General features: G+C 29.7%; 10 protein-coding genes and 1 pseudogene. 10 read left to right on the top strand and 1 reads right to left on the bottom strand.

Translation table 11 applies throughout. The features are described 5' to 3' along the window. A partial coding sequence (locus tag ACLR9T_RS12415; RefSeq protein WP_413109823.1) for an aldo/keto reductase occupies positions 1-422 on the bottom strand: 422 nt, incomplete at its 3' end. Positions 423-526: 104 nt separating this feature from the next. Here ACLR9T_RS12415 and ACLR9T_RS12420 point away from each other — a divergent pair. The 10 genes and pseudogenes from ACLR9T_RS12420 to ACLR9T_RS12465 form a co-directional block, all read left to right on the top strand. Continuing rightward, the gene (locus ACLR9T_RS12420; protein WP_413109824.1) at positions 527-934 is read left to right on the top strand and encodes a MerR family transcriptional regulator; all 408 of its coding nucleotides are present in this window, start codon (positions 527-529) and stop codon (positions 932-934) included. A 92-nt stretch (positions 935-1,026) separates the two neighbouring features. Then, positions 1,027-1,215: pseudogene (locus ACLR9T_RS12425) on the top strand (tyrosine-type recombinase/integrase); the annotation flags it as partial. A 354-nt stretch (positions 1,216-1,569) separates the two neighbouring features. Further along, entirely contained in the window at positions 1,570-4,134 is a 2,565-nt protein-coding gene (gene clpB, locus ACLR9T_RS12430; protein ID WP_413109825.1) for an ATP-dependent chaperone ClpB, read from the top strand. Positions 4,135-4,595: 461 nt separating this feature from the next. Further along, positions 4,596-5,405: a YihY/virulence factor BrkB family protein gene (locus ACLR9T_RS12435; protein WP_413109826.1), complete on the top strand. Its 810-nt coding sequence runs from the start codon at positions 4,596-4,598 to the stop codon at positions 5,403-5,405. 134 nt (positions 5,406-5,539) lie between these two features. Next, positions 5,540-6,280 (top strand): RsmE family RNA methyltransferase, encoded by a 741-nt coding sequence (locus ACLR9T_RS12440; RefSeq protein WP_413109827.1) that lies wholly within the window; start codon positions 5,540-5,542, stop codon positions 6,278-6,280. Beyond that, positions 6,277-7,044: a hypothetical protein gene (locus ACLR9T_RS12445; protein ID WP_413109828.1), complete on the top strand. Its 768-nt coding sequence runs from the start codon at positions 6,277-6,279 to the stop codon at positions 7,042-7,044. The genes ACLR9T_RS12440 and ACLR9T_RS12445 overlap by 4 nt, the downstream gene beginning before the upstream one ends. Before the next feature lie 9 nt (positions 7,045-7,053). Continuing rightward, the gene (gene mtaB, locus ACLR9T_RS12450) at positions 7,054-8,340 is read left to right on the top strand and encodes a tRNA (N(6)-L-threonylcarbamoyladenosine(37)-C(2))-methylthiotransferase MtaB (protein ID WP_413109829.1); all 1,287 of its coding nucleotides are present in this window, start codon (positions 7,054-7,056) and stop codon (positions 8,338-8,340) included. Beyond that, positions 8,340-9,788, top strand: coding sequence for a UDP-N-acetylmuramoyl-L-alanyl-D-glutamate--2,6-diaminopimelate ligase (locus tag ACLR9T_RS12455; protein ID WP_413109830.1), 1,449 nt, complete (start codon positions 8,340-8,342; stop codon positions 9,786-9,788). The genes mtaB and ACLR9T_RS12455 overlap by 1 nt, the downstream gene beginning before the upstream one ends. A 1-nt stretch (position 9,789) precedes the next feature. Continuing rightward, a complete protein-coding gene (gene deoC, locus ACLR9T_RS12460) occupies positions 9,790-10,428 on the top strand; it encodes a deoxyribose-phosphate aldolase (protein WP_413109831.1) in 639 nt (212 codons plus the stop codon). Positions 10,429-10,731: 303 nt separating this feature from the next. Continuing rightward, on the top strand, positions 10,732-14,795 hold a 4,064-nt coding region (locus tag ACLR9T_RS12465), incomplete at its 3' end, for a glycoside hydrolase family 88 protein (RefSeq protein ID WP_413109832.1).

Consider the following 14,795-nt stretch of genomic DNA (forward strand, 5'->3'; position numbering starts at 1 on the left):
AATCTATCGGGGTAGAAATTACTAACACCGATTGCACGAATTTTTCCAGCCTTATATAGTTCTTCTAAGGCTCTGTAGGCTCCATAATAATCCGAAAAAGGCTGATGTAGTAATACTAAATCAAGATAATCGGTTTTCAGCTTTTTCATAGAGTTTAGGACTGAATATTTTGCTTTTTCATATCCATAATTGTCAACCCACACTTTTGTAGTAATAAAAAGTTCTTCTCTTGGAACGCCACATTTTTCAATAGCATTTCCTACTTCTTCCTCATTGAAATAGGATTGGGCGGTGTCAATATGTCGATAACCAATCTTGATTGCCTCAAGCACACAGCGCTCACAATCTTCTTTGGAAATCTGAAAAACTCCAAACCCTAATTTTGGCATTTTTACTCCGTTACTCAATGTTACATATTCCATTTTTTATCACTCCTTGCTTTTTTCTTGTTTATCGAGTACAATAGCATTGTAGAACTCGGTAGTAACTACCGGTCAATGTTTTTTTTGAAAAAAGGAGAAAAATTATGTATTCAATGAAAGATGTATGCAAATTAACAGGCATGAAATACGAAACCTTAAAATATTACTGTAACGAGGGGTTAATCCCAAACGTAAAACGAAGTGAAAATAATTACAGAGTTTTTGACGATAGAAATATCGCATGGATCGAAAGTTTATCCTGCTTAAAAAGATGTGGTATGGGTATTGCAGAAATGAAAGAATATGTTGATTTATGTTTGGAGGGGGAAAGTTCTATTCCAAAACGTAAAATCATATTGGATAAGAAAAAGGAATTGTTGGAAGAAAAATTACAGGAAGTACAGGAATGTATTGACTATATCAATTCAAAACAACAATTTTATGATGATGTTTTATCGGGGAAAATCAAGTATAAAAGTAACTTGATAATCGTAGATGATGAAAAAGTTTAAAATACTCTATCCTTTCCTCTTGATTACCCAAAATAGAAAGGAACAAGCCCAATCAAGATCTTGCCACCACTGGTGGTGCGTTGCACTCTTGATTGGGCTTTGACTATAACGCATTATTTGTGTGTATGGTAAGAAAATACAACCAACACCATAAAGCCACATATCACACCGCATATATTGCGACATACATTTTTTACGAGAATGGCACAGGGGAATATGAACCCGAAAGATTTACAGTATATATCATGGGGTATTCCAATATCAGTATCACAATGGACTAGTATGCCCATTCCTCGATTGAGAGTACCAAAACAGAGATAAAGCATCTGATAGCATAGAAGTATTTACCACGATTGACAGGAAAAATATAAGAAGATAGACCTAGACATACAAGGTTTACCACAAAAGCAAATGCCCGTAGAGCAGATAAAATAAGGCTTTGCGGACATTTGAATAGGAAAAAATGATATATAATTTTGTATAAATAAATCATACATTTATTTGAGTACTAAAAATAAATACTACTCTTTTTTATAAGTAATTAATATTTAGCACTTTAATATTGACAGTGCTAAATTAAGGTGTATAATATAATTAGCACTTGGGGTAGAAGAGTGCTAAAAGGAGTGATGAACATGAACATTGAAAAATGGACTGCAAAAATGCAAGAAGCAATCCAAAAGGCAATTACGGTGGCCAGTGAAATGGGTCATCAGGTAGTAGATGTAGAACATTTTTTATTAGCATTATTAGAAGATAATGCGGGTATTTTATATCGGGTTTTATCTAAAAGCAATGTTGATATTGCTGGGATACAAAACAACTTGTCAAGTAGATTGCAAAGCAAGCCAGTTGTTAATAATGTTGATATAAATAGTATACGCATTTCTTATGATTTAAACCAATTACTTAATTTGGCTGATAAACAAATGCATAAATTTAAAGATGAATATTTAAGTGTAGAGCACTTAATAATGGCATTGTTTGAGCTTAATAGTAGTTGGGTAAAAGATTTATTAAAAGAGTATAGTTTGAATCGTAAAGAAGTTAAAAAGATTATTGATGAAATGCGAGGTGGCAATATGGTTAATAGTCAAAATCCTGAAAATCAATATGAAGTATTAGAAAAATATGGACGTGATTTAACTAAAGATGTTGCTGATGGGAAACTTGATCCGGTTATAGGACGTGATGAGGAAATTCGTCGAGTAATTCAAATATTATCGCGTAAAACAAAAAATAATCCTATCTTGATTGGTGAACCAGGGGTTGGTAAAACAGCAATTGTTGAAGGATTAGCATGGCGTATTTTTAAAAATGATGTGCCTGTTTCTTTACAAAATAAAACATTATATGAATTGGATTTAGGAGCATTGGTAGCTGGAGCTAAATACCGTGGTGAGTTTGAGGAGCGATTAAAAGCGGTTTTAAATGAAATAAAAAAAGCTGAAGGCGAAATTATTTTATTTATTGATGAGATTCATCAGTTAGTTGGAGCAGGTAAAACAGATGGTGCAATGGATGCTGCAAACTTATTAAAACCAATGTTGGCACGTGGAGAATTACATTGTATTGGAGCTACGACTTTAGATGAATATCGGATGTATATTGAAAAAGATGCCGCTTTGGAAAGAAGATTTCAAAAGGTCCAGGTTGATGAACCAGATCAAGATGATACAATTGCAATATTACGTGGTTTAAAAGATTCTTTTGAATCACATCATGGGGTACAAATTACAGACAGTGCTATTATTGGAGCTGTAAATATGTCACAACGTTATATTACGGATCGTTTCTTACCTGATAAAGCAATTGATTTGATTGATGAAGCTTGTGCTTCAATTAGAATGGAGATTGATTCATTACCTGAAGAGTTAGATGTTATTACTCGTGAAAAGAATCGTTTAGAAATGGAACGGATTTCAATTGAAAAAGAAGATAAAAATGATGATAATGAGAAACGTTTAAATGAAATAAAAGCACGTATTGCATCTTTAGATGAAGAAGTTAAAGGATTAACTGATAAATGGCAAGAAGAAAAGAAATCATTGGATCATGTAAAAGAATTAAAAGATCAAAAAGTTCGTTTAGAAGCTTTAAAAGATAAATATCAAACGGAAGGTAATTTAGAAGAAGCATCAAAGATTAAATACCAAACATTACCACAAATTGAAAAAGAAATTGAACAGATTGAAGCTTCAAAAAAAGAAGATGATCTATTACAAGAAAAAGTCTCTGTTGAAACAGTTAGTGAAGTGATTGCACGTTGGACAGGAATACCGGTTAATAAATTAATGGAATCTGAGCGTGAAAAATTATTACGGTTAGATGAAGCATTAAAAGTAAGGGTAATTGGTCAAGATGATGCTATTGAAAAAGTTACTGATGCGATTCTTAGATCCCGTGCAGGAATTAATGATGAAAATCGTCCAATTGGAAGTTTTCTATTCTTAGGACCTACAGGTGTTGGTAAAACTGAGGTTGCCAAATCATTAGCTGAACAGTTATTCGATACAGAAAGAAATATTGTTCGAATCGATATGTCTGAATACATGGAGAAATTTAGTGTGTCTAGATTGGTTGGAGCTCCACCAGGGTATGTTGGTTATGAAGAAGGTGGTCAATTAACTGAGGCAGTACGGCGCCATCCTTATAGTATTGTATTATTAGATGAAATTGAAAAAGCTCATCCTGAAGTATTTAATATTTTATTACAAGTATTAGATGATGGACGAATTACTGATTCTAAAGGGAATTTAGTAAGTTTTAAAAATACAATCATTATTATGACATCTAATATTGGTTCAAATTATTTATTGGAAGGTAATAATGAAAATACACGAAAAGCTGTTGATAATGAATTAAAAGCGCATTTTAAACCAGAATTTTTAAATCGTATTGATGAAATAGTTTATTTTAATTCACTTGATCTAAGTGTAGTTAATAAAATTATTGATAAATTTATTAGACAATTATCAGAACGTTTAAGTAATAAAAAAATTACTATTAATGTTAGTGATCGTGCTAAAGCCCTTATTAGTGAACAAGGTTATGATGCAACATTTGGTGCTCGTCCATTAAAACGTTTTATCCAATCTAATATCGAGACATTGATAGCTCGTGAAATGATTAAAGGTTCAATTAAAAATGGAAGTAAGATAATGATTGATTATGATAATGGTTTTAAGATATTAAGTTAAATATTATTTTAGACAATGATTTATGATATGATGCCCCTTGTAGTTTGTGTTTAATTATTTACACTGTCTACTAGGAGGTCATCATATCATTAGCGAACGCTACATTGTCTTTTTTATTATAATATTTAACGATATAATAATTTATTATAGAATAATAGAAGATAGTATTAAAGTTCATATTTTTTTAGAAAAAATAAATTGTTAGTACATTAATAGTTTTATTATTTTATATGATATGATCTATGTTTCTAAATATAGCAGACTTAATCTTAGCTGATAGTATTGGCACATGCGATGATATCAAAATAGTATAGTAAGGATAAATAAGAGGGATAAAGTTATCTGGTTTATTTGAAAGGATGCTGGTTAATAAAATAAATGAAGAAAAATACGTATAGTCTAATAGATTATGAATAAAATATCTAAAATAGGTAATGAATATCGTTGATAGAGGTGAATTAATGCAAAGATTAAAAAATGTTATTAAAAAATTTATTTCTCCTCAGGGAAATCTCTTTCGTTATTCATCAAGTTTTTGTTTTTTACTGGCTTTATTGCCAGGATTAATAATAGTGCTAAAAACATTTCAAAATGAGATTTTAAATAATCCTGAATTGATAAATTTTTTATATAGTTATGTACCAGAAAAATTATTAGCACCATTTATTCAATATATTTTATCGAGAGAATATAATACTTATTTATCAATGATTATATCATTATCATTATCTATTTATTTAGCTAGTAATGCCTGTTATTCATTTATGCTTATTTCAATGAATGATGAGGGATTTTCTACCTATGGAATATTAATACGAATTAAAGCAATATTTATGTTTATTTTATTAATAATTGGTTTAATTATTTTAGCAATTCTTAATTATTTTATTAGTGGGATAATTGTTATGATAGTGGGTTTATTAGTATTCTTTTATTTGTTTTATCGTTTTTTATCTTTTGAAAAGAAACCTAAGATATATGGAATAATAGGTTCTGTATTTTCAAGCTGTGGAATAATGATAATAGGAATAACGTTTATATATTATGTTGAACATTATACTAGATATGATATCTTGTATGGTCCTTTAGCAAGTTTAGTAATTTTATTGATTTCAATATATCTTGTTTCTAGCATTGTTTATTTTGGATATTGTCTAAATCAGGAGTTTAGTAAATCTTGCTCGAAAGGCTGCTATAAGCATATGTGGTATTATAATTGGGGTAATAAGATTATTAAAAAAGTACTTGAAAAGTTTAAGGCAGTATCATAATGATAGATAATTTATTAATAGATTTTAAAATGTATAATTTTAAAGTCTATTTTTATTTTTTAAAAGAGATATTGATAGACTAAAATTCTTTTATCCAAGTATTAAACATGATAGAATGGTAGCGGAGGACTATTATGCAGCGATATTTTATTAATGAAAATTTAACAAATAAAAATACTTTTATATTTTCAGCTGATGATTTACATCATTTAAAAACAGTTATGAGAAGCAAAAAAGGTGATAAGATTGTTTGTATTGATATAAATGGACAAATGTATTTATGTAAGATTGATGATATAGATCAGGGAATAATCAGTATTATTGAAAAAACAGATGAGAATAATGAATTAGATGTTGAAGTGACTTTAATATATGCTCTACCAAAAGGAGATAAGTTTGAACTGGTTTTACAAAAAGCTACGGAATTAGGAGTAACTAGAATTGTACCGCTTTTAACAAGACGCTGTGTAGTTAAAAGTGATAAAAAGAAATTTGCTAAAAAATTAATTCGCTATGAAAAGATTTTAAAAGAAGCTGCTCAGCAATCGCGAAGAAATAAAATACCAGAAATTATCAATGTTATTGAGCTAAATGAATTAGAAGAGTATTTAGGTAGATATAATTTAGTTGCTTATGAAGAAATATCTAAAGCTGGTAAACATAAAGCTTTAAAACAGTTTTTAGATAAATTAGAAACTGATGATAAAATTTCTGTTATTGTAGGTAGTGAGGGTGGTTTTGATCAGGATGAAATTGAAATTATGGAGTCAATGGGAGTAACTCCGTGTTCTTTGGGAAAAAGAATTTTAAGAAGTGAAACTGCTCCGTTATATTTATTAAGTACGATTGGTTATGTTAGGGAGATCGGTAAATGAAGATTTTAGAGTTATTACATAAGTATCGTTATAAAACAAAATTAAATCAAACAGAATTATTTAACTTTGTTAATACAGGAAGTAAAGAAATTATTGAGGAAGGATTTTGTTATAAAGTAAAAAATCCTTGGGATTTATTCGCTTATGAGGTTATTTTAAAGGGGATAAGAGCAAAGAAAGTGATTGATCAGTGTTACAACAGTTTTTTAGCTGATAATTATGATTTATTTGATCATATAAGTTATAAGCAAAGACAGAATATTTTTCTTAATGAAATTAAAGAAGTTAGTGCAAAGCTTATTAATTTTAAAGATTGTAAAAGTGGCGAAATAATTTATATTCCTTTTTTAGAACCATTTTTAAATAAGTATTATCTTAATGATTACTTGCTAATAACTTTAAAGCATCATTTGATGTATATTAAAGAATTCTCTAAAGATATCGATATATTTGTTAAACTGTATGATATGCAGCCATATAATTCAGAATTTTCCACTTTAAAGTTAGTTGGTCAAGATAGTGAAAATGAGTATTTATATCATGATGAGTTTAAAGTGGTTTACCAATTTAATAACAATAGAATAGTAAATGAAATATGTTTAATTGATAAATATACAAAAGAATATCCTGATTTAAGTGTAATTAAATCTGTGATGGATAAAATAATTAATCATGATAGTCAGGAAGAAATTTTAGAATATTTATACGAACATAGGTTCATTGGAGATAAAACTTATAAGAAAATAAAAAAGAAATTAAAATAAGGTGATTAAATGAAAACAGTAGCATTCCATACTTTAGGTTGTAAAGTAAATACATATGAATCTAATGCCATGCTGAAAATATTTAATGATGCAGGTTATCAAGAAGTTGATTTTAAACAATTAGCAGATGTATACGTAATTAATACATGTACTGTTACTAATACAGGTGATAGTAAATCTAGACAGATGATTCGTAAGGCAATTCGTAAAAATCCTCAGGCCACAATATGTGTGGTAGGTTGTTATAGCCAAATAGCTCCTGAGGAAATTGAGCAGATTGAGGGTGTTGGGGTTGTTTTAGGTACTCAATACCGTCAAGAAATTGTTAAATATGTAAATGAGTATTTGGAAACTGGTAAAATGGTTGTAAAAGTTGATAATATAATGAATTTAAAAAAATTTGAAGATTTAAATATAGATCGATTTAAAAATACGCGAGCATTTTTAAAGATTCAAGATGGATGTAATAATTTTTGTACTTATTGCATTATTCCATATGCAAGGGGTAGGGTACGTTCTAGGGATAAAGATAGTGTTTTAAATCAAGCTCAACGTTTAGTTGCTAATGGTTATGTTGAGATTGTTTTAACAGGTATTCATACTGCAGGATATGGTGAAGATCTAGAAGATTATAGTTTTTATGATTTATTAGTTGATTTAGTAAAGATTGAGGGATTGAAGAGGTTAAGAATTTCTTCAATTGAAACAAGCCAAATTAGCGATGAAATAATTGAATTGATTGGTTCTAATGAAATAATTGTTGATCATTTACATGTTCCTTTACAAGCTGGGTGTGATGAAACCTTAAGACGTATGAATCGAAAGTATACAACGAATCAATATTTAGAAAAAATAAATAAAATTCGTAGTTATTTACCAAATATTGCTTTTACAACTGATGTGATTGTAGGATTTCCTGGTGAAACAGACGAGGAATTTGATGAAACGTATAATTTTATTAAAAAAGTTAATTATAGTGAATTGCATGTGTTTCCATATTCACCTCGTAAAAATACCCCTGCTGCAAAAATGCCTAATCAAGTAAATGATCAAATCAAACATGATCGGAGTAACCGTTTATTAGCTTTATCTAAAGAACTTAATCGTGACTTTGCTTTAAAGCAAATTGGGAAGTCTTTAAAAGTTTTATTTGAAAAACGTGATGGTGAATACTTAATTGGTCATGCAAGTGACTATTTAAAGGTAAAAGTCAAGACGGATAGGGATATGATTGGTGAAATCGTGGACATTAAAATTGATAGATATGATGGGATGTTGGAAGGAAGTGTAGTTTAATGAAACGTATTAATGAATTATATGATATTGATAATGATATGAAGATTTATTCAATTCATAGTGATTCTCGTTATGTTAAACCATATTCAATATTTTTTTGTATTGAGGGATTAAGTGTAGATGGTCATCGTTATGTTGAAGATGCTATTTTTCAAGGAGCAAAGGTAATTGTATATTCTAAGGAATTGCCATACTATCATGATAAGATTATTTATATTCCAGTTGAAAATACTTTAGAGGAATTAAATCGAGTTTCAAATATTTTTTATGATTATCCAAGTAATAAGATGAAAATCATTGGGGTTACTGGGAGCAGTGGAAAAACGGTTGTAGCATCAATGATAAAAGATGCTATGTCAAGATACTGTAATACAGGTTATATAGGTACAATTTCATTAGAATATAATGGGCGAAAGGAAGAATGTCCTTATACTACTCCAGAGACTCTTTATTTACAGCGAAAGTTATTTGAAATGAATCGGGGAGGCGTTAAAGTTGTGGCTATGGAGGCATCAAGTCATGGTCTAGCTTTAGGACGGGTTGATAGTGTAAATTTTAGTATTGCAGTAATGACAAATATTGGAGCTGAACATTTAGATTTTCATGGTACAAGGGAACAATATGTTTTAGCAAAGCAAAAACTATTTGAAATGATCAAGCCTACTGGATGGGCAGTTTTAAATAGTGATGATCCTAGTTTTATACAGATTAAAAAAAGTACCAAAGGTAAAATATTAACATATGGAATTGAGACAAATAGTGATGTTATGGCAAGAAATATTAGATTATATTTAAGCCATAGTGAGTTTGATTTAATGTTTAAAGGGAATACTTTTCATGTATCCTCACCTGTATTAGCTAAATTCAATATTTATAATGTATTAGCCCTTGTTTGTGTTTTAATAGCTATGGGATGCGATGATAACATGGTTTTAGATGCTGTTAAAAATGTTGAGCCTGTAGAAGGAAGAATGGAATTAATTCAAGCTAAGCAGAAATTTTCAGTAATTGTTGATTATTGTCAACACATTAGTAATTATGAAGAAATTTTTGAGTTTGTTGATCGGGTTAGACAGAATCATGGACGATTAATTGCGGTATTAGGAGCTCCAGGAAAGCGTAATTATAAATTACGTAAAGAATTAGGTGAATTAGCAAATAAATATTTAGATCATGTAATATTGACACAATTAGATGATCGTGGGGAAAATGTTTATGATATTTGTGAAACTATTCAAAATGAAATAACAGATATCAATAGTGTTATAATTGCCTCAAGACAGATTGCAATTGAGCAAGCAATAGAATTAGCATGTAAAGATGATATTATTTTAATTTTAGGAAAAGGTCATGAAAAATTTATTTCTTTAGAAGTAGGACAAGCTGATTATCCTGGCGATAGTACAATTGTAAAAGAGGCAATTGAAAGAATATATGGAGGTAATTAAAATGAATTATAATAAAATGATTGATCATACTGTTTTAAAACCAGATACGACTAAAGAGATGGTGAAAAAAATTATTGATGAAGCAAAATTATATCATTTTGCTTCTGTGTGTGTTAATCCTGTTTGGGTTAATTACTGTGCTCAAGAATTAGCAGACTCTGATGTTATGGTTTGCACAGTAATTGGTTTTCCTTTAGGTGCTAATACTACAGCAACAAAAGTTTTTGAAACAAAAGATGCTATTGAAAATGGTGCTGATGAAATTGATATGGTTATTAATATTGGTGCTTTAAAAGAGGGTGATGATCAGTTGGTACTAAATGATATTCAAGCAGTTGTTGATGCTTCTAAAGGTAGATGCGTTAAAGTAATTATTGAAACATGCCTGCTTAATGATGAAGAAATAATTCGTGCATGTAAGCTTGCAAAAGAGGCAAAAGCTACTTTTGTTAAAACCTCAACTGGTTTTTCTACTATGGGTGCTACAGTACCAGCAGTTGCTTTAATGAAAAAAACAGTTGGCGATGCTCTTGAAGTTAAGGCTTCAGGTGGAGTGCGAAACCTTGAAGATATGGAGAAATTAATTAAAGCTGGGGCAACAAGGATTGGTACTAGTGCAGGTTGTAAGCTAGTAGGATAGTGATTTGTGGAGCTGATATTAAAAAGGCTCTTTTTTTTATTATGTATGATTTTTTCTTGTTTATTGGTTGAAAATAAAAAAAGTAAAAAAATTACTAATAATTATAAAGACTAAAACAGTTTATAATTCTTATAATAAAAATATGCATTAAATTTATTTTTTTTACATTTAATGTAACCGCTAACAAATGTAGTTTAATTAGTATTATGTTAAACTATGCAGGATGTATATGGAGGTGTTAAAAGAGTAACTGTTAAATAAAAAAATATTAAAAATAAAATATATTTGAAAAGGGGAAGAGATATGAAGAAATTTATTTTAGTAATTGTTGTTACGTTAATGGCTTTTACATCAACAAATATCAATGCTGCAAATGTGCCAGTTACTAAAGCTAAAACAGTTTCGGCAGATACAGATGTAAAAATTGAATTAATTCAAAATGATACTGTTGTAGAATCAGGAATAAATGAATTGACTCATACTAGAAATTATGTTCGTTCAAGTACAAAAACAAATGGGGATGAGATTGTCATAACAGCACCTAAAGGGGTAAAGTATCTAATGGTGCAATTAGATAAATATTGTGGAACACCAAAGACTACAGGAATGGCAGAAAAGGAGCAAATAGAAGGTACTACAAGACCATCCAATATGTCCTCTCTTGAATATGGTGAAACCTTAGTTTACTTAATGAATAATGAGTTTCGCTTTGTAATTCCTGGTTTAACAGGAACTGATGCTAGTGGTAATACTTTAGGAGGCGGAAACTGGCCTTATGATTCACGAGCATTTGCAACATCAGGAAATACAGAAAAAATAATTACAGCAAGAGTTGCAACGGAAGAAGAAATTAATGAACGTAGAAACTTAGCTTTAAATCCCTATGATTTACGTGGAAATGATAATGGAACTAGTAGTCCTAATAAAAAAGGTGATATTAATGTATTTCCACATGCCTTTGCAAATCGTGCAACAGATAATAAACGTGAATTTGAACCAAGAAATGCAATTGATGGATTTGAATATAATGCATCACATGTAGGATTTCCGTATCAGGCTTGGGGTTGTGGAAATGAAAAAACAGATTCAGAGTTTTCAGTTTTATTTGGTCGATATGTTGAAATTGATCAAATTGATATAACAGTAAGAGCTCAATGGAATCCACCACAACCAAATAATTCTAATGATCATGATATTAACTGGGAAAGTGCTACATTAGAATTCTCTGATGGAACAGAAATGCCAATAACTTTACAAAAACTAGCTTCACCTCAAACAATTAAATTACCAGAAAAGAAAATAGTTTCATGGGTACGTTTAAAAGACCTTCCAGTTAGTGAAGAAATAATTCCTGTAGATGGACGTAAGAAATTTTCTGCATTAACGGAATTTAAAGTCTGGGGAACAGAGACAGATAATTCCAATCTTGATTTACCATCTTCAGAAAACTTGGTTAATTTAGCTAAAAAAGTAAATGATTATTGGATTAAAACAGGTGGAAATACTGGAAATGATGCGACTAACTATAATCATGGGCATTCTGTAAATAGTGAATTTTGGGCACCTTCAGTATTTTATACTGGGAATATGGAAGCATATTATTTAACAGGTGATGAAAATTATACTGATTATGCGAGTCGTTGGGGAAGTAATAATATTTATAATGGTACAGCATGGAATACTAAAGCTGATACAGGAAGAATTGGAAAATATTTTCCTGATAATCATACTAGTTTTCAAACTTATTTAGATATGTTTTCAATAACTTCTGATGCTGGTTTTGATGCAAATGATGAAAAAATTAAAAATGTAGTTCCAATTATGAATGAAATGGAACAAATGAGTGTTAGTGATTTAAAAAGTAAAAAAGGTTATTGGGATAGAATTGACTTTTTCTATATGGAATTGCCAAATTGGACAAAGATGTATCTTTTGACTGGGGAAGAAAAATGGTTAGATAAGTTAAGAGCATTATATGATGATCGTAAAGCAGAGTTATATGATGAAGAAACTGGTTTATTCTATCGAGATAAAAATTATATCTTTGATGCTAATGCAAGTTATAATCCAGATGGTGATGGAAATAATCAAAAGATTAGTCCTAATGGTAAAAAGATTCTTTGGGCTAGAGGTAATGGCTGGGCTATGGGTGCATTAGCAAAAGTTTTACAGGATCTACCAGATGATCGGGTAGATGATCGCAAAGAATATGAAGCTGTATTTAAGAAAATGGCAGCAACATTAATCCAGGTACAAGGTGAAGATGGTTTTTGGAGAATGAATTTGAATGATTATAATCATGATATTCGTCCAGAAACTAGTGGAACTGTTTTCTTTGCTTATGGTTTAGCTTGGGGAATTAATAATGGACTTTTAGATAAAGAAACTTATTATCCAGCAGTAAAAAAAGCATTTTTAGGATTAAATGCTAATGCAATTCGTCCTGATGGATTAGTTGGACGTTCTGAATTGATTAGTGCTTATCCAAATCCAAAATGTTCTTTAGGAATCGGATCTTCACAAAGTTATGCTCCGGCTGCAACAGTATTATTCCTTTCAGAATTATCTAAATTGGTTGAACAAGGTTATGTAACAAATGATGTTGAACCTGTTTTAAATAAGAAGATGATTGGTAGTATTGCTGTAAAAGAAGATTCAAAATATGCAGTAGTAAATTCTAAACTTAGAGAATTAGTTCCAGGAACAGAATTAAAAACAATTAAACAAGATAAAAAAATTTATGTACCAAAAGATTTTGTTAAAGAAGTATATGGTGAAAATACTGCTAATGGAATTATTGATACAATAGTATATGATGGTTCATCTTATGTAGAATTAAATGGGGTTATTGTAGCAGGAAGTAATAGAAAATTATCTAGTCTTGAAAATAATACATATATTATTAGTTATAAAACAAGTTTATTTAATTCATTAGATACTAAATTAACAAATTTATTAAATACTGGTTTAACAGATGGTAAATATTCAACAAGACCAGAATATCCAATTCGTTTTGATTATACACCACCTGCAGAAGAACAAAAGCCTTCTGAAGATGCACTTGTTTCAGTTGAATCAAATAGTGCGGGAGCTGTTAGTGCAAATAGATTAATTGGTCCAAATACAACAAATCCTGTAAATGTAGAATTTGATATGATTAGTGTCTTATCACCAAGTCAAACTAATGCTATTGTTGGACTTGGCAGTATGGATTCTAATTATACAGCATATTCTCAAATTCCAATTATTATCAGAATGTATAAAGATGGAAAATTTGGAGTTTATAATGGAACAGGTTATGTTCAAAGCAGTGTAGAGTTTAATAAAAATGAAAAATATCATATTAGAGTATCTATAGATTTAGAAGCAAAAAAATATAGTGTATTTGTTAGTACACAAGATGAGGAAGAAATTCAAATAGCTAATAATTTTGCTTTTAGATCAACAGCTAAAGCAATAGATAATATTGGAAAAATATATTTATTTAATAATGATCAAGCAGCTGGAAAATACTGGTTAGAAGATATTTATTTAGGTGAACAAGTAAAACCATCAAAAGATGCACTTGTTTCAGTTGAATCAAATACTGGTGGTGCTGTTAGCGCAAATAGATTAATTGGTCCAAATACTAAAAATCCTGTAAACGTAGAGTTTGATATGGTTAGTGCATTAGCGCCTACTATGACTAATGCAATTGTTGGACTTGGTAGTAAGGATTCTAATTATACAGCATATTCACAAGTTCCAATTATTGTTAGAATGTTTAATGATGGAAGTTTTGGAGTTTATAATGGAACAAAATATGTCCAAACTAGTATGAAATTTAATAAAAAAGAGAAATATCATCTTCGTGTATCAATAGATTTAGAAGCAAAAAAATATAGTGTGTTTGTAACTGCGCCAGACCAAGAAGAGGTTAAAATAGCAGATAATTTTGCTTTCCGAGCTACAGCAGGTGCAATACAAAATATTGGTAAAATATATTTATTTAATAATGATCAAGCAGCTGGAAAATACTGGTTAGAAGATATTTATTTAGGAACAAAAACGAATAAAGATGAGCTTGAAAAAATATTAAATGAAGCAAAAGCTTACAATGAAATTGATTATACTGAAGCTAGTTTTAAAATCTTACAAGATGCAATTAGAGCCGGTGAAATAATATTTGCGGATAAAGAAGCATTACAAACGGAAGTAAATAACATGGTTAATGAATTACAAAGTGCTATTGATGGTTTAGAGTTAAATGAAGTTAGTACCAATAAAATGGCATTAGAAATTGCCATTGATATAGCTAAAGAAGTAACTCAAGAACAATTAGATAAATTAGTACCAGCAGTAGCTGATGAATTCAAAGCAGCATTAGA

The sequence above is a fragment of the Thomasclavelia sp. genome, from assembly GCF_047249845.1.
Taxonomy (GTDB): Bacteria; Bacillota_I; Bacilli_A; order Erysipelotrichales; family Coprobacillaceae; genus Thomasclavelia.